Source organism: Erwinia sp. S43 (genome assembly GCF_016624745.1).
GTDB classification, from domain to species: domain Bacteria; phylum Pseudomonadota; class Gammaproteobacteria; order Enterobacterales; family Enterobacteriaceae; genus Erwinia; species Erwinia coffeiphila.
Window position 1 is genome coordinate 163,236 of record NZ_JACVTX010000003.1, and the last position, 22,193, is coordinate 185,428.

Here is a 22,193-nt window from a genome sequence, read left to right on the forward strand (position 1 = left end):
TAAAAATTTCTCACCGGGAGAAAAGTAAACAAAAAAAAGGCATACCCGCTGAAACACAGCGGATATGCCGTGAAAATTTCGCTACAGCACGACTACTCGGTCAGGATTGTCTGAACCTGCGCCGGTGCCGGGGAGTAATAGCCCCAGGGCGGTGGGCCCCAGTATCCGCCGTGGCGACGACCATGACCGGGACCATACCAGATCCACGGGTCAATCGGCTGCGGTGCCGATACAACTTGCTGCACCATATGCCAACGCTGGTAACCTGTTACTTTCACTACAACAAAGTTGTAGTTAGCATCACCAATTTTGCCTTTTTCAATCCCGGCGATAGGCCCGACAACGGTGACCATTTGGTTATTGAAGTTAATCGGATCGACAAAGCCGTTGACGTCAGCGAACACGCGACCAATCGTCGCCGACCCTAAAATCGGTCGTGCTGTATCATCCAGACGCATTGCGGCAATCTCAAGACGGGTCATGCCGTTCTTGTTACTGACGCTAATCACTTTACCGCCGAAGCGCGATTCCTGCCCGACATAGAGCTGTGGCGCATTAAGCACTCGCACCAGATCCTGCTGCGGCATTGCCGACGTTCCCTTCACTGAATCAGGCACGGTCACGCAACCTGAAAGCAATAAGGACGTTAATAACAAACCACTCAACTGCCAAAAACGAGATTTACGCATAAGATTCTCCCAGGTACTGTTGATTTGACTGCACCGTGGCGAAATAGTTGCTGCGACTCACTCGCGGCCCGGTAATTTTTTCCATGTCACTTCATTACGCAAATAAGTCGGTTCTGCATGCTCCGGAGCGACAGTTTCCCCCGCTGCCAGCGCCTGCGAGGCAAGAATCAGCATGTCCTCAGCGGCAGGCAATTCCACCTCACTGACAGTTAACACCAGTTGGCTGTTTTCAGCCAGATCAGGCCATGCTTTCCAGCCGGTCCCCACACAGGACCATTCACCGCTTAACGCGGCCATACGTTCACTTGCCGCCTGAGGACTGAGCACGGCTTCGCTCTCTTCGCCATGCCAGATGCCCTGTTCATCGCGCTGGTACTCAGCCCAGTAAACTTCGCCCATGCGGGCATCAATGGCGGCCAGCACCCGCGTTGCGCCGTTCAGTCGCCAGGCGCCCTGCGCCATCGTTTTCAGCGTGGACACGCCAATCAGCGGCAGCTCCGCACCAAGCGACAGCCCCTGCGCAATGCCGATGCCGATGCGAACGCCGGTGAAACTTCCCGGCCCACGACCAAAAGCCAGGGCATCAAGATCCTTCAGCGCCACGCCACCCTGCTGCAGGATGTCCTGCACCATAGGGAGAATGCGCTGGGTATGTTCCCGCGGGCAGAGTTCAAAATGGGCCAGTCGTTGCTGGTTATTCAACAGGGCAACCGAGCAGGCTTCCGTGGCCGTATCAATGGCTAAAATTCGCGTGGACATTGCAACCTCAGGGATAAAAATTTCGGCGCGAATAATAGCACAAAGCGCGCCAAATTGATGACTGTCGCGTTATGGCTTGAGAAACGCCGCCGCCCGGCTGATATCTCGCGTACGCGGTGTAGGCGGTAAGCTGTTCAAAAACACCGCACCGTAGGGCCGCATCACCAGCCGATTATCACAAATCACCAGCACGCCGCGATCGTCAACGTCGCGGATCAGGCGGCCAACGCCCTGCTTTAGCGTGATAACGGCATCCGGAAGCTGTACCTGATCGAACGGGTCGCCGCCGCGCAGTTTGCAGTCTTCCATTCTCGCTTTAAGTAATGGATCGTCGGGCGAAGTGAACGGCAGCTTATCGATAATGACCAGCGACAGCGTATCGCCCCGCACATCAACCCCTTCCCAGAAGCTGCTGGTGGCAACCAGCAGCGCATTACCCGCGGCAATAAACTGCTTCAACAGCTGGCCTTTGCTGGTTTCCCCCTGAAGCAGTACCGGCAAAGTTAGCGTTGCGCGAAACTCCGCGGCCAGATCGCGCATCACCTGATGAGAGGTACAGAGGAAAAAGCAGCGGCCATTGTTGGCTTCGATCAGCGGACGCAGCATGCGCGCCAGCTGGCGAGCTCCACCGGGTTGATTAGGCGAAGGCAGATTACGCGGAACGCACAGCAGCGCCTGACGGGAATAGTCAAACGGGCTGTCGAGGATCAGCGTTTCGGCCTTTTCCACGCCCAGGCGCTCAACGAAATGGGTAACCTGTTCGTTCACCGCCAGCGTGGCAGAGGTGAAGATCCAACTGGCCGGGCGCTCTTCCATCACCTCGCGGAAACGATCCGAGACGGAAAGCGGCGTCAGAGCCAGGATAAAGTGGCGGGAGTTGCATTCATACCAGTAGCTGAAGCCAGGCTGCGAAACATCTTTCAGCCGTTTCAGCCTTCCACGATAGAGCGCCGCGCGCTCAAATGCCGCATCCAGCAGCGCCGAACGCCCCAGCGACAACTTCGCCACGTCATAACACAGCTCCAGCGCGTCATCGAGTAACAGCAGCGCTCGCTGCACATGGGGATCGCTAAGCAGCTCGCGCAGGTTGCCACGAAACCCCGGATCGCCTAAAGCCAGGCGAAAATCCTGCGCGCTTTGCGCCAGCCGGTCGGCTGACTTTTGCAGCTGCTGCACATCGCGGATCTCGGTACGGTAGGCAATGGTGATGTCTTTGGCCAGGTCCAGCAGCTGGCGGCTGGAGAGCTGCTGGCCGAAATACTGGCTGGCGATATCCGGCACCTGATGTGCCTCATCGAAGATCATGACGTCTGCTTCCGGGATCAGTTCGGCAAAACCGCTCTCTTTTACCACCATATCAGCCAGGAACAGGTGGTGGTTAACCACCACCACGTCAGCATCCATCGCCTTGCGGCGCGCCCTGACCACGAAGCAGTCTTTGTACTGCGGGCAGTCGCTGCCCAGACAGTTATCGTTAGTGCTGGTGACGAGCGGCCAGATGGTGCTGTCCTCCGCCACGCCGCCGCAGGTACTGATATCGCCATCAACGGTTTCGCTGGACCAGCCGCGCAGATGGACCAGATCGCTCATCGCCTGCACGGCGAGTTCCCCCCCGGCCATCGACTGCTGCTCAAGCCGTTCAAGGCACAGATAGTTAGAACGGCCTTTAAGCAACGCCAGCGTACCTTTGAATTTTAACGCCTTTGCCACCGTGGGTAGATCGCGGCTGTAGAGCTGATCCTGCAGGGCTTTCGAACCGGTGGAAACAATCACTTTCTTCCCGGAGCGCAGTGCGGGTGCCAGATAGGCATAGGTTTTGCCGGTGCCGGTACCGGCCTCAACGACCAGTTCACCGCGCATATCGATGGCTTTCGCCACCGCGGCGGCCATTACCCGCTGCGGTTCACGCGGTTTAAAACCGGGGATCGCCTGCGCCAGAGCGCCGTCCACTGCAAAATCGTCTGCCACAAATCCTCACTACCGGAGAGAAACTACTGTGATTATATCAGTATTAGGGGGGTGATACAAAAACCGGCCCCGTTGAGTTTGTGAGGATGCGTAATGCCTCACAGCAGGTGACTCCCGCAGTGGTTTATGCCAGGCTAGCGCCGGTTAATTTAATGTGCTAAAAGGAAAACTCATGACCATTGAACGTATCGATCCGGAACATCGTATGTCGGAAGCCGTCATCCATAATGACGTGGTGTACTACACCAGCGTGCCGGAAAATCTGGATGAGGATGCTGAGGCACAGACGGCGAATGCGCTGGCGGTAATCGATCGCATTCTGACGCGCGTAGGTTCGGACAAGAGCCGCATCCTGGATGCCACTATTTTCCTGGTCAATAAAGAAGATTTTGCCGCGATGAACCGCGCATGGGATGCGTGGGTGTCGCCTGGAAATGCCCCGGTTCGCTGTACCGTTCACGCCGGGCTGATGAATCCAAAATATCTGGTTGAAATCAAAGTCGTTGCGGCAAGATGAGTAGCGCCCCTGCCCTGGCGGCAGGGGGCTTTATATCAGTAATCTTCGTCTTCTTCTTCGTCGTCTTCATCATCCTGACTATCGGCATGATGCTCGTCGTCTTCATCGTCAAACATCACCGCAACGTGGCCGCCGGTGTGCGTGCTGCGGATTTCTTCCGCCACCATGGCAATGGCCTGGCCGCTGGTCAAACCTTCTGACATCAGCTGATGAATGCGTTCTACGGCCTGCTGCTGCTGTTCATGTGTCAGCGCGGGTAATCCTGTAAACATAGTGGCTCCTGAGTGCTCGTGCGGCGCGGATTATTTCACGAGTGACAAAGAGATGCCAGCGGCAGAAAAATATGCCAGGCTTGCACCCCTGTAACGGATCACCCTGCTGAAGAATTATGCTGCCTGTTCTACATTCACTGAAGTATACGCCGGATGCCGTCGAGCATCAGTTTGCCGCTCTGGCACATTTGCCCTGGGCAATGCTGCTGCATTCCGGCTTTGCCGATCACAGCGACAACCGCTTCGATATCCTGGTAGCCGATCCGTTCTGTACGCTGACAACACGCGGTGAGCAGACCGCCATCGATGAAAACGGCACGGTCAGCCATTCCGCTGAGGACCCGCTTACCCTGCTTGCTGCGAAACTGGGGCGTGCTGCTATGCAGGCCACACCGTGTGACGATTTGCCGTTCCAGGGCGGTGCACTCGGACTTTTCGGCTATGACCTTGGCCGCCGGTTCGAAACGCTTCCCGAGCTCGCCGAGAGTCAGTTAACCACACCGGATATGGCCGTTGGGATCTATGACTGGGCGCTGATCGCCGATCATCATCTGCAAAGGCTGACGCTGGTCGCTTACGGTGATATCAAGCAGCGCCTCGGCTGGCTTGAGGATCAACGCCCCGCAGCGGCAGAACCGTTCCGGCTGACCGGCGGCTGGCAGGCGAATATGTCGCGCGAAGAGTACGGTGAGAAATTCCGCCGGGTACAGCAGTGGCTGCTTTCCGGGGACTGCTACCAGGTGAATCTGGCACAGCGCTTCCAGGCCCGCTATCAGGGCAGCGAATGGCAGGCATTTGTCCGCCTTTGCCGCGCCAATCGCGCGCCGTTCAGCGCCTTTATTCGCCTGCCAGACAGCGCGATTCTCAGCCTGTCGCCCGAGCGTTTTATCCGTCTGCAGAATGGTGATATTCAGACCCGCCCGATAAAAGGCACGCTGCCGCGCCTTCCCGACGAACAGGCAGACCATGAACAGGCAATCAGGCTGGCCAACTCCCCGAAGGATCGAAGTGAAAATCTGATGATCGTTGATTTACTGCGCAATGATATTGGCCGGGTTGCGGTGCCGGGCAGTGTCAAGGTGCCCGAACTGTTTGTGGTGGAGCCGTTTCCGGCGGTGCATCATCTTGTGAGTACCATTACCGCGCGGTTGAAAGCGGGGCTGTCAGCCTGCGATCTGCTGCGTGCCAGCTTCCCTGGCGGTTCGATAACCGGGGCACCAAAAGTTCGCGCAATGGAAATTATCGAAGAGCTTGAACCACAGCGTCGTAACGCCTGGTGCGGCAGTATTGGCTACCTCAGCGCCTGTGGAAATATGGATACCAGCATCACTATCCGCACGCTGATTGCCGAACAGGGGAATCTCTACTGTGCAGCAGGTGGCGGTGTGGTAGCTGACAGTGACGAAGCCGCGGAGTACCAGGAAACCTTCGATAAGGTCAACCGTATTTTGCCCTGTCTGGAGGAGCCATTGAATGAGCAGCAGTAACCCTCACCTGCAACGCTTTTTGTCGCGTTTTATTCTGCAACCGCCGCCATCAGAAAATATAGCCCTGCCGCGCCGTCAGGCAGCAGTGCTGGTGCCGATCGTCGCTCATCCCAATCCGACCCTGCTGCTTACGCGACGTGCCGCCACGCTGCGTAAACACGCCGGTCAGGTTGCCTTCCCCGGCGGTATGCGTGATGCCGAGGATGAATCGCTGGTGATCACCGCACTACGCGAAGCCGAAGAGGAGGTCGCGATCCCGCCGAAGGCCGTTGAGGTGATAGGGGTACTGCCGCCGGTCACCAGCAGCACCGGATTTCAGGTCACGCCGGTGGTGGGCATTATCCAGCCCGGTCTTCGCTGGCAGCCTAACGAGGGGGAAGTTGAATCGGTGTTCGAAATGCCGCTGGAAGAAGCGCTGCGTCTGAGTCGCTATACCCCACTGGACGTGCATCGTCACGGGCTTCATCACCGCGTCTGGCTCTCCTGGTTTGATGACTATTTTATCTGGGGGATGACCGCCGGAATTATTCGCCGCCTGAGTCTTCAGGTGGAAAAAACCACACAAATCGACTAAAATACAGCCTCATATCGGTCTGAAATTCATCTTTGCCTTATTTTTAACTGCTTTTTTGCAGGATGACGATCCAAATCACTGCAAGGCGGCGGCTTTTCATTTATATTTCACCCAATTCATCTTATTTGTGAGCATCGTCCAGTGAGTAATCTTGTTAAGGAGCGTATAGCGTGATTAGCGTTTTCGACATGTTTAAGATCGGCATCGGCCCGTCGAGTTCCCATACGGTTGGTCCAATGAAAGCCGGCAAACAGTTTGTCGACGATCTGCTGGCCAGCCGCCAGCTATCCTCCGTTACTCGCATTGCGGTGGACGTCTACGGATCGCTGTCGCTGACCGGAAAAGGCCACCACACCGATATCGCCATTATCATGGGGCTGTCGGGTGCTTCACCGGAAAGCGTCGATATCGACAGTATTCCGGCGTTTATTCGTGATGTGGAAGATCGTCAGCGTCTGTTGCTGGCTAACGGTGCCCACGAAGTTGATTTCCCGCGCGAAGGCGGCATGGTGTTCCGCAGCGACAACCTGTCGCTGCACGAAAACGGTATGAGTATCCATGCTTATGCTGGCGATCTGAAAATCTACAGCAAAACCTACTACTCGGTGGGCGGCGGCTTTATCGTCGATGAAGAGAGCTTCGGCAAAACCGCGCTGAATGAAGTATCAGTACCCTACCCGTTTAACTCAGCGAAAGAGATGTTAAACCACTGCCAGCAGACCGGCCTTTCCCTCTCCGGAATGGTGCTGAAAAACGAACTGGCAATCCACTCCCGCGCGGACATCGAGCGCTATTTCTCCGATGTCTGGCAAACCATGCGCGACTGTATCGATCGTGGTCTGAATACCGAGGGCGTGCTGCCAGGTCCGCTGCGCGTTCCGCGCCGTGCCTCAGCGCTGCGCCGTCTGCTTGTTTCTTCCGACAAGCTTTCCAGCGATCCGATGAACGTCATCGACTGGGTGAATATGTTTGCCCTTGCGGTTAACGAAGAGAACGCTGCCGGTGGACGAGTGGTAACCGCACCCACCAACGGTGCCTGCGGTATCGTCCCTGCGGTGCTGGCCTATTACGATCATTTTATTGAGTCGGTCAGCCCGGATATCTTCACCCGCTACTTTATGGCCGCCGGGGCGATCGGCATTCTGTATAAGATGAACGCCTCGATTTCCGGTGCCGAAGTCGGCTGCCAGGGGGAAGTTGGCGTGGCCTGTTCCATGGCGGCAGCCGGTCTTGCCGAACTGCTGGGTGCAAGCCCGGAGCAGGTGTGCGTGGCGGCGGAAATTGGTATGGAACACAATCTGGGTCTGACCTGCGATCCGGTTGCCGGCCAGGTTCAGGTGCCGTGCATCGAGCGTAACGCCATCGCCTCGGTCAAAGCCATTAACTCTGCCCGCATGGCGATGCGCCGTACCAGCGAAGCGCGCGTGTCGCTGGATAAAGTGATCGAAACCATGTACGAAACCGGCAAAGACATGAATGCCAAGTATCGTGAGACCTCACGTGGCGGCCTGGCAATCAAAGTTCAGTGTGACTAATCAAATCTGACGTAAGTGTTTGAGAACCTGTCCTGATTCGCTTTTTCGTCAAGTGCCAAAATTAGTACCAAAATTAACTAAGCGCCATCTACCGGATGGCGCTTTTTCTTTCCTATACTTCAAAATAGTTTAGCTGGCGGCTATCCCCAGATTCAGGAAACGGCTAGAGTGTCTCGGCGCGTTCTGTGAGAGTAAGTTCCTGTTTTTGAGACATTCCGCTTTTCTCTTCAGTGCTAATAAACTAAATGTCTGTTTTGCCCATTAACGGTATTCAAACTCTGTATACGCGACTGGCTTATAGGATGGTTACTAATGCAAATGTCCCAGGAAGTATTAGGACAGTTCCGCCGCAAGCGATTGCTTATCGCGGCGGTCGTTGCAGCACTGGTGCTCATTCTGACCTTAACCTTCAGGTTTGTGGAAGAAAAGAACCGCATAGAACAGCAATCTCACAGCTTTGCTAATAACGCCATTCAGCGCTTTGACCGCATGTTTTCTCCTCTGGATGTTGCCGCCGATAACGCTCTTGCCTGGGTCGGTACCGACTGTGGACTTATCCGTTTTAAACTGATTGAGAAACTGGCTGTCCTGCAAACCGTCAGATCCATCCTGCTGGTCGATAACGATCGCATCTACTGCTCAAGTATCTTCGGCCCGTCAGATCTCGCCTTCAGCAGCAATTACCCCGAGCTTTTGGTCAAAAATCAGCGAATGCAGCTGGCGGTAGATGAACATTTGCTTAAGGGTTCACCGATCCTGCTGCTGTGGACGCCGAGTAATGAAGGCAACCGCGCAGGTGTTTTACAGGTCATTAATATTGAACTGATGACCAGCTATCTGCTGGAACCCACATTACCCTGGGTTGAGCGGGCGATACTGAACGTCGGCAGTCAGAGCCTTGAATACGGTAACCCGCTGATTGAACCGGCAATGCCTGCTGAAGATCAGGTGACCATCGTCGAATCCTCCCTGCGCTATCCTTATTCAATTACTCTTTTCGGACCCTCGCCTTCGCGGTTGGCGCTGATAACCGTGCCGTCACAGCTACCGCTGGCGCTGCTACTGAGCCTGCTGATGGGCTATATCGTCTGGCTGGCCACCGCAAATCGCATGAGTCTGTCCTGGCAGATTAGCTATGGCATTACCGCGCGGGAATTTATGGTTTACTGCCAGCCGCTGATCAATGCCCATAACGGCCAGTGCGACGGCATTGAAATGCTGCTGCGCTGGCACAATCCGCGCCAGGGATGGATACCGCCGGACGTTTTCATTCCGCTGGCCGAACGCCAGAACCTGATCGCTCCACTGACCCGATTTGTAATCAGTGAAACGGTCAGACATTTGCCCGACCTGCCGATGCGTTCCTCATTCCATATTGCGATAAACGTCGCCGCCAGCCACTTCCGCGAGCGGGCGATTATTGATGATTTACAACGCCTGTGGTGGCCGGCGAATCCCCAGCCACAGCTGGTGGTGGAACTGACCGAGCGCGATTCACTGCCGGTTGTCGACCAGCGGGTGGTTTCTCATCTGCATAAAGTCGGGGTTAAGCTGGCGATTGATGATTTTGGTACCGGGCACAGCTCACTGTCCTATCTAAAAACACTGAGCCCTGACGTGCTGAAAATCGACAAGGTCTTTACTGCGGCCATCGGCACCGATGCCATAAACGCCACGGTGACCGATATGGTGATTTCACTGGCCCAGCAGCTGAATATTGGACTGGTTGCCGAAGGTGTTGAAACGGCGGAACAGGCAGAGTATCTGCGCGAACGCGGAGTGGATGCATTGCAGGGTTATTACTATGCACGGCCGATGCCATTAGGGGATTTCCCGGCCTGGCTGGCTAATCACAAAGCGTTCTGCCCGGCATAAAAAAGGCCGGGTTTCCCCGGCCTGCTCAACGTTAACCTTCTTCTTCGTCGTGCTCGTTGCGTTCACGCGTCACGCGAACCAGATCAACGCGGTAATCTGTCGCTTCGATAATCTGGAAACGCAGCGGCGGCATCTCGAATACCTCACCCGCTTTTGGCAGCTGACCCTTCTGGGCAATCAGCAGACCCGCCAGCGAGGCGTGGTCATCTTCCGGACGAACCAGTTCCTGAGTATCGAACAGCTGCTGAAGCGAGTGCAGATCGGTGCCGCCCTTGACCAGCCAGCCGTCACCATCGGCGATAATATCCGGGGTTTCATCTTCATCCGGGAACTCACCGGCAATCGCTTCCAGCACGTCCAGCGGCGTCACCAGCCCCTGTACCACACCAAACTCGCTGGTGACCACGACAAAGCTGCCTTTGGCACGGCGCAACACGCTCAGCAGGTTGAGCGGGTCCAGCGTTTCCGGAATGATGATTGGTGGCGTTGCGGAGGCAAACGTGGCCACATCCACACCGTGGTCCAGCGCCACCAGCAGCTCTTTCGCCCTGACTACGCCAACAATTTCATCCAGTTCGCCGCGACATACCGGGAACAGGCTGTGTGGCGTATCCAACAGCTGCATGCGGATTTCGTCCAGCGGGCGTTCGATATCAACCCATGAAATGTCACCGCGCGGTGTCATAATGCTGCGAATGGAACGCGAGGCCAGAGTCAGAACGCCGTTGATCATATAGCGCTCTTCATCTTTAAATGCTTCCTGCGGCAGGATCGCTGCCACTTCACTGCTTTCGCTACCGCTGTTCTCAGTACTATTACGACGGCCACCCATCAGGCGCTGTATCGCCTCAGCGGTACGCTCACGCATCGGCCTTCTGGCCTGATGACGCATAAAGTTACGGCGGGCAATCTGGTTAAATAGCTCAATCAGAATCGAGAAGCCAATCGCCGCGTACAGATAGCCTTTCGGAATATGGAAACCAAAGCCTTCCGCCACCAGGCTGAGACCAATCATCAGCAGGAAGCTCAGACACAGCACTACCACCGTCGGGTGCGCGTTAACGAAGTTAGTTAACGGCTTGGAGGCCAGCAGCATCACGCCCATAGCGATAATGACCGCCGTCATCATCACCGCCAGGTTATTCACCATGCCCACGGCGGTAATCACCGCATCGAGGGAGAAGACGGCATCCAAAATAATGATCTGTACCACAACCGCCCAAAAACTGGCGTATCCCCGGTTTGCTCCATCATTATGTTCGCGATTTTCCAGCCGTTCATGCAGCTCCATCGTGGCCTTGAACAACAGGAACAGCCCACCGAACAGCAGAATCAAGTCACGCCCGGAGAAGCTAAACTCGCCGACGCTGAACAGCGGACGCGTCAGTGTGACCATCCACGAGATAAGCGACAGCAGGCCCAGACGCATAATGAGCGCCAGCGAAAGCCCGATCAGACGCGCTTTATCACGCTGCTTCGGCGGCAGCTTGTCGGCCAGAATGGCAATAAACACCAGGTTATCGATGCCCAGGACGATTTCAAGAACAACCAGCGTGAGCAGACCAGCCCAAATTGAGGGGTCTAAAAGAAATTCCATGACAGACTCCGGAAAAAGGAACGGGAAAACGCAGCAGACGTTCGGCTGAGCGTGCGGCAGAAATAACGACGAGTGGAAGCAGAGATGACGTCAGAAGACGTTGAAAGCGATACCGGATAGCCCGGCGGCATAATTAAGCAACTTCGGTGGCAGTCCATAGGGAGGGCTGAGGCCCGTTACTCCTGTATTAGAAAAGGATCACTACTCTAGCAGCAGAAACATGGGCGTCAAAATGGTTTCTTACACTTGGCTGGCATCCTTGCAGAACTTTACGCTTTGCTGACCGCGCGTATTTATCAATTACGGTCTAAATTACTGAGCAAGGTCACATAATTTATTTTTTCACGTACTAAAATAAATCGCGTTAACAGGTGTGTTAAGCGTGCCATTGCAAGTTTACCGGCACGAAGTAGAAAAATAAGTGTGACCTCTTTCATGCTGAATCACGCAAATACCTTAAGTATCCGACGTTGGCGAAGATTAAATTTCGGATAGTCATGGTATCGATCGGCTGAGCCTCGCGCGGCTTGAACTCCAGAGAGCCGTCGTCAACTGGATAAGGAGTAGCAAGTGACTATTGCTATCATCATCGGCACACACGGCTGGGCAGCGGAACAGCTGCTGAAAACGGCCGAAATGCTCCTGGGTGAGCAGGATAACGTCGGTTGGATCGACTTTGTCCCGGGGGAAAATGCAGAAACGTTAATCGAAAAGTATCAGGCGCGAATACACGACCTCGACGTGAGTCAGGGAGTGCTGTTCCTGGTTGATACCTGGGGCGGTAGCCCGTTTAACGCCGCCAGTCGTCTGGTGGTTGATAAAGAACATCACGAAGTCGTCGCCGGGGTGAATATCCCGATGCTGGTCGAAGTGCTGATGGCCCGCGATGACAATCCGTCCTTCGACGAGCTGGTAGCGCTGGCGGTTGAAACCGGCCGCGAAGGCGTCAAGGCGCTCAAAGCCAAACCACCTCAGGCAGCCCCGGCACCCACTGTTAAACCCCCAGCACCTCCGTCTGCCCCACTGAAACCCGGCGAACATATGGTAATTGGCCTGGCGCGCATTGATGACCGCCTGATTCACGGCCAGGTCGCCACCCGCTGGACCAAGGAAACCAACGTCACGCGTATTATCGTGGTCAGTGACGAAGTGGCCGCGGATAACGTGCGTAAAACGCTGCTGACTCAGGTTGCCCCTCCAGGCGTAACTGCACACGTGGTAGATGTTGCCAAGATGGTCCGCGTGTGGAACAACCCGAAATATGCCGGTGAGAAAGTGATGCTGCTGTTCACCAACCCGACCGATGTCGAAAGGCTGGTGGAAGACGGCGTTGGCATTACCAGCGTGAACATCGGCGGTATGGCGTTCCGCCAGGGGAAAACCCAGGTAAACAATGCCGTATCGGTTGATGCGAAAGATATCGAGGCGTTTAACAAACTCAACGCGCGCGGAATAGAACTGGAAGTGCGTAAAGTTTCCAGCGATCAGAAGCTGAAAATGATGGACCTGATCGCCCGTCTGAATCAGTAGCCCGTGGCCTGAAAGTTCAGGTTGAACTCCGTTCTGTATCTAAGAGGAGAAGTGTAATGGAGATTACCACGCTGCAAATTGTTCTGATATTTATCGTCGCCTGTATCGCGGGCATGGGCTCGATCCTCGATGAATTTCAGTTTCACCGGCCCCTTGTGGCCTGTACATTAATCGGTGCGGTTTTGGGTGATATCAAAACCGGGATCATCATCGGCGGTACGCTGGAGATGATCGCACTGGGCTGGATGAACATTGGTGCTGCGGTTGCACCGGATGCGGCTCTGGCTTCCATCATCTCAACTATCCTGGTCATTGCCGGTGGTCAAAGCGTCGGAGCCGGTATTGCACTGGCGATTCCGCTGGCTGCGGCAGGCCAGGTGCTGACCATTATCGTTCGTACCATCACCGTCGCCTTCCAGCACGCAGCGGATAAAGCCGCGGCAAAAGGCAATCTCACCGCCATATCCTGGATACACGTTTCGGCGCTGGTCCTGCAGGCAATGCGTATCGCCATTCCGGCATTGATTGTGGCGATTTCGGTCGGCACCAGCGTGGTCCACGACCTGCTGAACTCAATTCCTGAGGTGGTGACCAACGGCCTGAACATCGCCGGGGGCATGATCGTCGTTGTGGGTTACGCGATGGTGATTAACATGATGCGCGCGGGCTACCTGATGCCGTTCTTCTACCTTGGCTTCGTAACGGCCGCATTCACCAACTTCAACCTGGTGGCACTGGGCGTTATCGGCGTGGTCATGGCCATCCTGTATATCCAGCTGGCGCCAAAATATAACCGCGTTGCCGGTGCGCAGGCTGCGGGCCCGGTAAATAACGACCTTGATAACGAACTCGATTAAGGAAAGGTGAGAAAAATGGTTGAGACAACAACACAGAAGAAACTCACTCCCGGTGATATCCGCGGGGTGTTCTTACGCTCAAACCTGTTCCAGGGTTCGTGGAACTTCGAACGTATGCAGGCGCTGGGCTTCTGCTTCTCGATGGTGCCGGTGATTCGCCGCCTCTATCCCGAGAATAATGATGACCGCAAACAGGCGATTAAGCGCCATCTGGAATTCTTCAACACCCATCCATACGTGGCGGCTCCGGTGCTGGGCGTTACCATGGCGATGGAAGAGCAGCGAGCTAACGGCGCGCCGATTGACGATGCGGCTATCAACGGCATCAAAGTTGGCCTGATGGGACCGCTGGCGGGCGTCGGCGATCCGATTTTCTGGGGCACGGTTCGCCCGGTATTCGCGGCGCTCGGTGCAGGTATCGCCATGAGCGGCAGCCTGCTGGGTCCGGTACTTTTCTTTGTACTGTTTAACCTGGCTCGTCTGCTGGTGCGCTACTACGGTGTGGCCTACGGCTATCGCAAAGGGGTGGATATCGTCAGCGATATGGGCGGTGGCTTCCTGCAAAAACTGACGGAGGGCGCGTCGATACTCGGCCTGTTTGTCATGGGGGCGCTGGTTAACAAGTGGACGCATGTTAACGTGCCGCTGGTGGTGTCGCGAATCACCGATCAGACCGGTAAAACCACCGTCACCACGGTGCAGTCAATCCTCGACCAGCTGATGCCTGGACTGATCCCGCTGCTGCTGACCTTCGGCTGTATGTGGCTGCTTCGCCGTAAGGTGAACGCGCTGTGGATTATTATGGGCTTCTTTGTTATTGGTATCTTTGGCTACTGGGTTGGCCTGCTCGGCGTCTGAGCCTGACCTTCAGCACCATTAACTTCGAGGGCCAGCACAGTCTGGCCCTTTTTTTCGGACGGGATTATGCAACTGACTGATTACCTGATTTTGCTGTTTATTGTTCTGATTTTGCTCTATGCCATTTACGACGAGCTAATCATGCCGCGCCTGAATGGCCCAACGCAGCTGAAAATTCTGCTTCAGCGGCGCACCAAGCTCGACAGCGTAATATTCATCGGCCTGCTGGCTATCCTGCTGTATCAGAATTTACGCGTGCAGGGCCCTCAGCTGACAACGCTGCTGCTGATGGCGCTGGGTGCAATGGCGATATGGCTGTTTTGGGTCCGCGCGCCGAAGCTGCTGCTAAAGGAGCACGGATTCTTTTTTGCTAACGTTTTTATCACCTGGGACCGTATCAGCGCGATAAATTTGTCTGAGGATGGCGTGCTGGTGATTACGCTGGAAAATCGCCGCCTGCTGATCTATGTCCGCAAGCTGGACGATCTGGAGACAATCTACAAATTTATGCTGGAGAGTCGCTAACGGCGGTTTCCCCATCATCCTGCCGCTGCCACAGCCGCAGGGTGAAATCCGTCTCGCAGGCAAATTCAGTGGTGGTGGCAAGTATCCCCCACACTTCAGGCCGTGCCCGCCACGCAAACGGCGTCATTTGCAGCAGCGCTGCGGACTCTTCACTGTTTAGCATCATCGAATACCCCAGCGACTGCTCCTCGACAAGCGTAAACCCAGGCATCTCTTCCGGCGTGTTGTCATGCAGTTTCACATCCTGATAGATCAGTGCTTTAAACTGCATTAAGTGGCGCGGGCCTGGCGTCACGGTCAGCACGTATCCCTGCGGCTTAACGACTCTTGCCAGTTCAGCGGCTTTACAGGGCGCATAAATGCGCAGCACCGCATCAAACTGATTGTTACCGAACGGCAGACGGTGGCTGGACGCTACGCAGAACTCGACGTTACCATAGCGCTTAGCACCGTAGCGGACGGCAATTTTCGCCACATCCAACCCGTAGACCAGTGCCTGCTCGCGTTCTTCCTGCAGCCGGGTGGCGACTGCCTGCGTGTAATAGCCTTCGCCACAGCCAATATCCAGTACGCTCAGGGTGCTGTTCTGTAATGCGGCATCAAGCATATCGCACACGCGCTGTTGCAGCGGCTGGTAATGCCCCGCATCAAGGAAGTTACGCCTTGCCTGCATCATCTCAGCGCTGTCACCGGGCTGTTTCGAACGCTTGTGCTGCACCGGCAGCAGATTGATATACCCCTCTTTTGCCAGGTCGAACTGATGCTGGTTCTCGCAGCGCAAAACGCGTTGCTGAGCGAGTAAAGGCTGTTGGCAAAGGGGACACAGGTAGGACATAACAACTCTCCGCGATCAAGGACGGCGGCAGTGTACTTGAAAGTGTGCCGCAGCGGCAGCACTTCTTGCCGCAAACAAAAAAGCTCTGCCATTGCTGACAGAGCTTTAGTATTCAGATTTCAGACTGCACGACGCAATAGGGCGTTGGTGACAGTCTCAAATCGAAATCAGATAGCGGTAACGTTCACAGCAGCAGGGCCTTTCTGGCCGTCCTGAATTTCGAACTCAACGTTCTGGCCTTCAGCCAGAGTTTTGAAGCCGTTACCCTGGATTGCAGAGAAGTGTACGAACACATCTTTGCTGCCGTCAGCAGGAGTAATGAAACCAAAACCTTTAGACTCGTTGAACCACTTAACCTGACCTTTAATCTTTGCCATTTTGCAAATTCCTTAGAGTGTTTATTAGCCCGTAGGCCTGACGTACAGAAAAACCAGAGACATTACTGCATGAGGCATTAATTAAGGCTCGGCAAGGAAGCGGTATTCAACGTCAACGTCTTTACTCAGAACTTCTTTACTGAAGATGCCACACATAAACAGAACTGTACCTCGTTTTACTCAAATGCGTTTATCACATATCCGCTAATTAATGGCAAGTTATTTTTAGGCAAGCATTGATATGTCGCACACAATTGAAACAGCAAAGGAGCTAAATGTCACTTTTATGCCAGCATATGAGTCAATGCTGCGCATATTTTCATCCTCAGTAAACCCAGCGGCAGTATGGGCTTCAGCCACATAAAACGCTGCCAAATAGCGGGCATAATACGATAATAAACTGCAAGTATTACGTAATTATGGCAAAGTATTGTCAAATAAAATCTATGGGCCTCAATGACTTTTCCAACACAGCAGCCTTATGCCAACTGACAATGTACCACTTGTTTCATCCCGTAATTAGGCTGCACCAAAAACAGGAGATTCACGACAATCCTGCCCCATTTAAAGGCATTTCAACAAGTGTTTAAATTAACCTTATTTTTTCAATTTAATTACGCTATTAGACGTGCCTCTCATTATTAGCTATTACATATAGAAAAATACATTAGGATTAATCTTGACATATATTGTTGAGCAATACTCTGGAGCCTATTCGCCACGCCTGAAAACGCTCTTCCGTCAAGCCAGCTTGCGCTAATGCCTGCTGCAAAACCTGTGGCGGTTCATCCATTGATTCATCAGCCAGTTCAAATACGCCCCAGTGTATCGCTACAGTCTGCGGCTGCCCCATCGTCTGATAAAGTGAAACGGCCTGCTCGGGGTCCATGTGCTGCCCCCGCATGAACCATTTTGGTGCATAAGCCCCAATGGGCAACGCTGCCAGATTAAAGGGCCCCAGCCTGTTGGGGATCTCAAGCAGACGATCGGAGTATCCACTGTCGCCGCTGAACCAGAAGTTCAGTCGCGGGTGTGTCACCACCCAGCCACACCACAAAGAGCGGTTGCGGTCACGCAGCGAGCGCATACTCCAGTGGCGGGCGGGGACGGCATGGACGGTGACCTCTCCCAAACGGGTGCTTTGCCACCAGTCAAGCTCCTCAACGTGAGCTGCCCCAAGGCGAGTAAACCATTTCGCCAACCCCAGCGGCACCACAAATCGTACATCAGGAAAGCGACGAAGAATTTTTTTGATGGTCGGTCGATCAAGATGATCGTAATGGTTATGGGAAATCAGCACGCTATCCAGTGAGGGCAAATCATCAATCGCCAGCGCAGGGGGCGTTTTGCGCTGCGGCCCGGCAAACGGCAGCGGTGAAGCGCGCGACGAGAGTGCCGGATCGATCAGCGTATAGCGACCATCAAGGCGCAACAGCAAACAGGCATGCCCCAGCCACCATACGGCATCTTCGCTGCCGCTAAGATCGGCTGGCTGCCACCACAGGCGTGTAAACTGTTCATATCCCGCTGCCGGCGGCTTAGGCAAGCCCTGCGCCTTTCTCTCACGTCGCCAGCGTTGCAAGTCCCCCGGCTGTCGCAGTTCGGGTTCCGGATTACAAAAACCGTCGGGGGTATGGTGAGAAAGAGCAGGATCGTACCAGGGATTTTTCCAGGCCATTGCGTTCACCTTATTGCTGCAGAATTAACGCTCCGGGATCATACGGATAAAGTCTTTCTCGGCATCGTCTTCCGGTGCCTGCTCCGGCTGCGCCTTGTCTGCGGCATTCTCGGTGAGTTTGCGCAGCAGTGCGTTCTGGCGTTTCTGCTCTTCAAGTAACGCTTCCAGCAGCTGAATCTGCTGATTGGCTCGCACGCTGGCGCGATTGACAAAAAACCACACCACCAGACCGATGATAACCAGTGCCATGATCAGCGCGGTCGATGTCAGCCCCTGCACGTCATTTACCATTTCGTTCATACCAACCTCAAAACTGAATTTACGCCGCCGATTATCCGGCGACACTGCGGCTGTAGATTCTACCTGCTGCTACGCCAATTGATAGCTACCTCACAAAATTTACGCAGCCGCTGCGCAGAATAAGACGAGATGTTTCAGTATCCTCTTATCGCTTTGTGAGGCATGTCGCGGCATGCTGAATGAGCAGCGCCCTGATGTCCGGGCCAGGCTGCTGATAAACAACAATAAAGGGGATAGCATGAAAGTATTGACGCGACTCATTGCTCTACTGGTGATTATCTGGCTGGCCATGCTGGTTACCGGCTATGGCGTATTAACCGGCAGCAATAAGAACGTGGCGGGAATGGGCCTGCAGTGCCAGTATCTGACGGCGCGCGGCGTCGTGATTGCGCAGTATCTGCATACCGACAGCGGAATCATCGGCGTGACCGATTGCCCTCTGCTCAGAAAAAGTATCGAAGTCGTCGATAACTGAAATCAGACGGGCCGACCTGTCGTCGGCCCGCAACTTAACATACCGCAGCTTAAAATGGATAGTCGTGATAGCCCAGCTGGGAAGAAATCGTCTTAGCCGCCCGGTGCAGCATTGAGACATAGTGCTGCTTATTCTCTTCTGCAAAGCGAATCGTCGGGAAGGAGATGCTCAGCCCGGCGATAACCACGCCAAAGCGGTCAAAGACCGGCACAGCGATACAGCGAATCCCTTCTTCCTGCTCTTCATTATCTTCGCCAAAGCCCTGCGATCTGACGCGATCGAGTGCGGATAGCAGCTCATCCACCCCGTTCAGCGTCTTAGCCGTACTGAGAACGAACTCCACATCGGCGAGGATCTCGCGCACCTCATCATAATTTCGCCACGCCAGCAGCACTTTGCCGATGGCCGTGCTGTAGAGCGGATTGCGTCGGCCAATACGCGAGTACATCCGTAGATTGTAGAGCGAGTCAATCTTATGGATATAGACAATACTGTCCTCTTCCAGCGCGCCCAGGTGGATAGTTTCCCGGGTCAGGCGGGAAATCTCCCGCATCTGAATATCGGCGCTGCGGATCAGATCGACGTTTTGTAACGCTTTTGCGCCCAGCTCAAACAGCTTCAGCGTCAGAGCATATTTTTCCGATTCCCCTTCCTGCGACACATAGCCCAGCGTTTTCATGGTCTGCAAAAAGCGGTAAACGGTGCTTTTCGACATCATCACCCGCTGGGACAGTTCGGTAATACCGTTTTCCCGCTCTTCTCCCAGCGCCTGCAAAATACCAAACACTTTCATCACCGAAGAGACGGCATCCGGTTGCTTATCTGAATCGGTACTGGCCATTGCGCTTTACCTTTGTGTTTTATAAAAAATGGAACGCTATTTCCAGTATACGTACCGCCCCACGGTGCCGCAACGGCAGTCGCCGAGATGCCGACACATCCGGTGATAGTTTTCAGTCGTTTACCTCTGGCAAAAATCGCAAAAAGCATTAGCATGGTAATATTCACCTCTTACATTACTTCCTCTCTATGTCTGCAATTTCTGTTAACGACGGGCTTCCCGTTCCGCAGCGTTACGGTGCGATTTTGGCTATTGCACTGGGCATCACCGTCGCCGTGCTGGATGGTGCGATTGCCAACGTCGCACTGCCGACCATTGCTCGCGAACTTAATGCCAGCCCGGCAGAGTCAATCTGGATTGTGAACGCCTACCAGCTGGCAATCATTATCTCTCTGCTTTCACTGTCTTTTATCGGCGATATGATCGGCTATCGCCGCGTCTATCAGTGTGGTCTGGTGCTGTTTACCTGTACTTCCGTGTTTTGCGCGCTGTCCGACTCGCTAACCATGCTAACCATTGCACGCGTGCTACAGGGCTTCGGCGGCGCTGCGCTGATGAGCGTCAACACCGCGTTAATCCGCATTATTTATCCTCAGCGGCACCTGGGCCGCGGCATGGGCATCAACTCGCTTATTGTGGCGGTTTCCAGTGCGGCCGGTCCTACGGTAGCCGCTGCGATTCTTTCCGTCGCTTCGTGGCAGTGGCTGTTTCTGATTAACGTACCGGTCGGTATCGCCGCGTTATGCCTCGCCCTGCGCTTCCTGCCAGACAATCCGCAGAAATCCCAGGGCCAGCGCTTTGATATCCCCAGCGCGGTAATGAACGCCCTCACCTTTGGCCTGCTGATCTCGCTGCTGAGCGGCTTTGCCCAGGGGCAGAACGGCACGCTGTTGCTGGTTGAACTGGTGCTGTTGCTGATTATCGGCACGCTGTTTATTCGCCGTCAGCTGCGCCTGCCGTTCCCGCTGCTGCCGGTCGATCTGCTGCGCATCCCGATTTTTGCGCTGTCCCTCGGGACCTCTATCTGCTCGTTCTGCGCGCAGATGCTGGCAATGGTTTCGCTCCCGTTTTATCTGCAAAACGTGCTGGGCCGTAGTGAAGTGTCAACCGGACTGTTGCTGACGCCCTGGCCGCTGGCCACGATGGTGATGGCACCGATTGCCGGGCGGCTGATTGAACGGGTACACGCCGGTCTGCTCGGTGCAATTGGCCTGGCGATGTTTGCCAGCGGTCTGTTTGCGCTGGCGCTGCTGCCCAACGCGCCTGCGGATGCCGACGTGGTCTGGCGGATGATGCTGTGCGGAGCGGGCTTTGGGCTGTTCCAGTCGCCGAACAATCACACCATTATCTCTTCCGCGCCGCGCAACCGCAGCGGCGGAGCCAGTGGGATGCTCGGCACCGCTCGCCTGCTTGGGCAAACCAGCGGCGCGGCGCTGGTCGCGCTGATGTTTAATCTGTTCGCCAACCATGGAACGCATTTTTCCCTGCTGCTGGCAGGCAGCTTTGCCACCGTTGCCACGGTGGTCAGTGCACTGCGTATTCGTCAGCCGCGCAGTGTTCACGGATAAAACTTCGCGGACCCGATATCGGCGATCAAAAATGGCCAAACGACACGTCGTTTGGCCATAAAAAAAAGCCACTGTCGTATAAACTGCCCCCTGGTCGTTGGATGTCCAACTTTCAGAGAGCAGTACAATACAGACGGTGGCTTTTTTACTCACTTAGCAGCGCGACCGAAAGGGCCAGTGCTGCCGGAGAATTACTTCAGATATTCACCGGTGCGCAGTGCTTCAATACGCTTATCCAGCGGTGGATGCGACATAAACAGCTCGCTCAGCGACTTGGATTTGCCGTTGATGCAGAAGGCCATCATGCTACTGGCTTCCTGCGGCTCATAGCTGGTTTTCAGACGCTGTAGCGCAGCAATCATCTTCTCGCGGCCGGCCAGACGCGCCGCACCGGCATCGGCATGGAACTCACGGTGACGAGAGAACCACATGGTGATAATGCTGGCCGCAATACCGAACACCAGTTCCAGCACCATCGATACGGCAAAATAGACCAGCGGGTTACCGTTGCTGCTTTCTTCATTATCGCGATTCCCGGAGAGGAATCCGGCTGCAAGCTGGGCCAGAATGCGCGAGATAAAGATCACAAAGGTGTTCACGATGCCCTGGATCAGCGTCATGGTCACCATATCACCGTTGGCAATATGGCTCACTTCGTGGGCCAGAACCGCTTCGGCTTCATCGCGGCTCATGTTCTGCAACAGCCCGGTAGAAACCGCAACCAGCGATGCATCGCGGCGCGCGCCCGTGGCAAAGGCGTTAATGTCCGGCGCGTGGTAAACGGCAACCTGCGGCATGGCAATACCCACCTGCTGCGCCTGGTGGGCAATAGTGTCAATCAGCCAGCGTTCAGTTTCGTTGCGCGGCTGCTCAATCACTTCACCACCTACGGAACGAAGCGCAATCCATTTCGACATCAGCAATGAAACGAACGCACCGCCGAAGCCAAACAGACCCGCCATAATCATCAGGCCCATTACACTGCTTGACTGGATCCCTGTCAGGCTGAGGATCAGCCCGAAAACCACCATAACGCCCAGGTTGGTTAACAGGAAAAGAGCAATACGCATCATATG

General features: G+C 54.9%; 22 protein-coding genes and 1 pseudogene. 11 read left to right on the top strand and 12 right to left on the bottom strand.

The window, feature by feature from the left end:
- Positions 1-92: 92 nt before the first annotated feature.
- The 3 genes from IBT47_RS04945 to IBT47_RS04955 all read right to left on the bottom strand — a co-directional run bounded on the left by IBT47_RS04945 (position 93) and on the right by IBT47_RS04955 (position 3,416).
- A complete protein-coding gene (locus tag IBT47_RS04945) occupies positions 93-689 on the bottom strand; it encodes a Slp family lipoprotein (RefSeq protein WP_105594141.1) in 597 nt (198 codons plus the stop codon).
- 57 nt (positions 690-746) lie between these two features.
- Positions 747-1,448 carry a tRNA (adenosine(37)-N6)-threonylcarbamoyltransferase complex dimerization subunit type 1 TsaB gene (tsaB, locus tag IBT47_RS04950; protein ID WP_200559633.1) on the bottom strand — a complete coding sequence of 234 codons (702 nt, stop codon included), beginning with the start codon at positions 1,446-1,448 and terminating at the stop codon, positions 747-749.
- A gap of 69 nt (positions 1,449-1,517) precedes the next feature.
- Positions 1,518-3,416 (bottom strand): ATP-dependent DNA helicase, encoded by a 1,899-nt coding sequence (locus tag IBT47_RS04955; protein WP_105594143.1) that lies wholly within the window; start codon positions 3,414-3,416, stop codon positions 1,518-1,520.
- A gap of 172 nt (positions 3,417-3,588) precedes the next feature.
- On the opposite strand from IBT47_RS04955, the gene IBT47_RS04960 reads away from it, so the two are divergent.
- The gene (locus IBT47_RS04960; protein WP_105594147.1) at positions 3,589-3,933 is read left to right on the top strand and encodes a RidA family protein; all 345 of its coding nucleotides are present in this window, start codon (positions 3,589-3,591) and stop codon (positions 3,931-3,933) included.
- Positions 3,934-3,968: 35 nt separating this feature from the next.
- On the opposite strand, the gene IBT47_RS04965 is transcribed toward IBT47_RS04960, so the two are convergent.
- On the bottom strand, positions 3,969-4,205 hold the full coding sequence (locus tag IBT47_RS04965; protein WP_105594148.1) for a YoaH family protein: 237 nt from the start codon (positions 4,203-4,205) through the stop codon (positions 3,969-3,971).
- Positions 4,206-4,321: 116 nt separating this feature from the next.
- Here IBT47_RS04965 and pabB point away from each other — a divergent pair, with 116 nt between their 5' ends.
- From pabB to IBT47_RS04985, 4 genes are all read left to right on the top strand, one after another.
- The gene (gene pabB, locus IBT47_RS04970) at positions 4,322-5,692 is read left to right on the top strand and encodes an aminodeoxychorismate synthase component 1 (protein WP_200559634.1); all 1,371 of its coding nucleotides are present in this window, start codon (positions 4,322-4,324) and stop codon (positions 5,690-5,692) included.
- Entirely contained in the window at positions 5,679-6,266 is a 588-nt protein-coding gene (locus IBT47_RS04975) for a CoA pyrophosphatase (protein ID WP_105594150.1), read from the top strand. Before pabB ends, IBT47_RS04975 begins: the two co-directional genes overlap by 14 nt.
- 170 nt (positions 6,267-6,436) lie before the next feature.
- Entirely contained in the window at positions 6,437-7,801 is a 1,365-nt protein-coding gene (sdaA, locus tag IBT47_RS04980) for an L-serine ammonia-lyase (RefSeq protein WP_200543871.1), read from the top strand.
- Positions 7,802-8,113: 312 nt separating this feature from the next.
- Positions 8,114-9,676 (top strand): EAL domain-containing protein, encoded by a 1,563-nt coding sequence (locus IBT47_RS04985; protein ID WP_200559635.1) that lies wholly within the window; start codon positions 8,114-8,116, stop codon positions 9,674-9,676.
- A gap of 31 nt (positions 9,677-9,707) precedes the next feature.
- On the opposite strand, the gene IBT47_RS04990 is transcribed toward IBT47_RS04985, so the two are convergent.
- Complete coding sequence (locus IBT47_RS04990) at positions 9,708-11,273, bottom strand: TerC family protein (RefSeq protein ID WP_200559636.1); 1,566 nt, start codon at positions 11,271-11,273, stop codon at positions 9,708-9,710.
- A gap of 570 nt (positions 11,274-11,843) precedes the next feature.
- Between IBT47_RS04990 and manX the strand changes: the two genes are divergently transcribed.
- The 4 genes from manX to IBT47_RS05010 all read left to right on the top strand — a co-directional run bounded on the left by manX (position 11,844) and on the right by IBT47_RS05010 (position 15,043).
- A complete protein-coding gene (gene manX, locus IBT47_RS04995) occupies positions 11,844-12,803 on the top strand; it encodes a PTS mannose transporter subunit IIAB (RefSeq protein WP_200559637.1) in 960 nt (319 codons plus the stop codon).
- Between the two features lie 56 nt (positions 12,804-12,859).
- The gene (locus tag IBT47_RS05000; RefSeq protein WP_200559638.1) at positions 12,860-13,660 is read left to right on the top strand and encodes a PTS mannose/fructose/sorbose transporter subunit IIC; all 801 of its coding nucleotides are present in this window, start codon (positions 12,860-12,862) and stop codon (positions 13,658-13,660) included.
- 15 nt (positions 13,661-13,675) lie between these two features.
- Positions 13,676-14,518, top strand: coding sequence for a PTS mannose transporter subunit IID (locus tag IBT47_RS05005; protein WP_105594156.1), 843 nt, complete (start codon positions 13,676-13,678; stop codon positions 14,516-14,518).
- Between the two features lie 66 nt (positions 14,519-14,584).
- On the top strand, positions 14,585-15,043 hold the full coding sequence (locus tag IBT47_RS05010; protein ID WP_105594157.1) for a DUF986 family protein: 459 nt from the start codon (positions 14,585-14,587) through the stop codon (positions 15,041-15,043).
- On the opposite strand, the gene rlmA is transcribed toward IBT47_RS05010, so the two are convergent.
- The 5 genes and pseudogenes from rlmA to IBT47_RS05035 form a co-directional block, all read right to left on the bottom strand.
- A complete protein-coding gene (gene rlmA, locus IBT47_RS05015) occupies positions 15,024-15,878 on the bottom strand; it encodes a 23S rRNA (guanine(745)-N(1))-methyltransferase (protein ID WP_200559639.1) in 855 nt (284 codons plus the stop codon). The two genes, IBT47_RS05010 and rlmA, sit on opposite strands and share 20 nt — an antisense overlap.
- Before the next feature lie 167 nt (positions 15,879-16,045).
- Positions 16,046-16,255: a transcription antiterminator/RNA stability regulator CspE gene (gene cspE / locus IBT47_RS05020; RefSeq protein ID WP_001062678.1), complete on the bottom strand. Its 210-nt coding sequence runs from the start codon at positions 16,253-16,255 to the stop codon at positions 16,046-16,048.
- Positions 16,242-16,411, bottom strand: a pseudogene (locus tag IBT47_RS05025) (DUF2627 domain-containing protein). The gene cspE and the pseudogene IBT47_RS05025 overlap by 14 nt, the downstream one beginning before the upstream one ends.
- Before the next feature lie 517 nt (positions 16,412-16,928).
- On the bottom strand, positions 16,929-17,933 hold the full coding sequence (locus tag IBT47_RS05030; protein WP_200559640.1) for an MBL fold metallo-hydrolase: 1,005 nt from the start codon (positions 17,931-17,933) through the stop codon (positions 16,929-16,931).
- A gap of 24 nt (positions 17,934-17,957) precedes the next feature.
- A complete protein-coding gene (locus tag IBT47_RS05035) occupies positions 17,958-18,233 on the bottom strand; it encodes a YebO family protein (protein ID WP_200559641.1) in 276 nt (91 codons plus the stop codon).
- A gap of 238 nt (positions 18,234-18,471) precedes the next feature.
- Here IBT47_RS05035 and IBT47_RS05040 point away from each other — a divergent pair, with 238 nt between their 5' ends.
- Positions 18,472-18,708 carry a YobH family protein gene (locus IBT47_RS05040; RefSeq protein ID WP_200543887.1) on the top strand — a complete coding sequence of 79 codons (237 nt, stop codon included), beginning with the start codon at positions 18,472-18,474 and terminating at the stop codon, positions 18,706-18,708.
- A gap of 49 nt (positions 18,709-18,757) precedes the next feature.
- Here the strand turns inward: IBT47_RS05040 and kdgR are convergent, their stop codons facing one another.
- On the bottom strand, positions 18,758-19,549 hold the full coding sequence (gene kdgR, locus IBT47_RS05045; protein ID WP_200559642.1) for a DNA-binding transcriptional regulator KdgR: 792 nt from the start codon (positions 19,547-19,549) through the stop codon (positions 18,758-18,760).
- A gap of 188 nt (positions 19,550-19,737) precedes the next feature.
- Here kdgR and IBT47_RS05050 point away from each other — a divergent pair, with 188 nt between their 5' ends.
- Complete coding sequence (locus tag IBT47_RS05050) at positions 19,738-21,117, top strand: MFS transporter (RefSeq protein WP_200559643.1); 1,380 nt, start codon at positions 19,738-19,740, stop codon at positions 21,115-21,117.
- 191 nt (positions 21,118-21,308) lie between these two features.
- On the opposite strand, the gene htpX is transcribed toward IBT47_RS05050, so the two are convergent.
- Positions 21,309-22,190, bottom strand: coding sequence for a protease HtpX (htpX, locus tag IBT47_RS05055; RefSeq protein ID WP_105594163.1), 882 nt, complete (start codon positions 22,188-22,190; stop codon positions 21,309-21,311).
- Between the last annotated feature and the right edge of the window lie 3 nt (positions 22,191-22,193).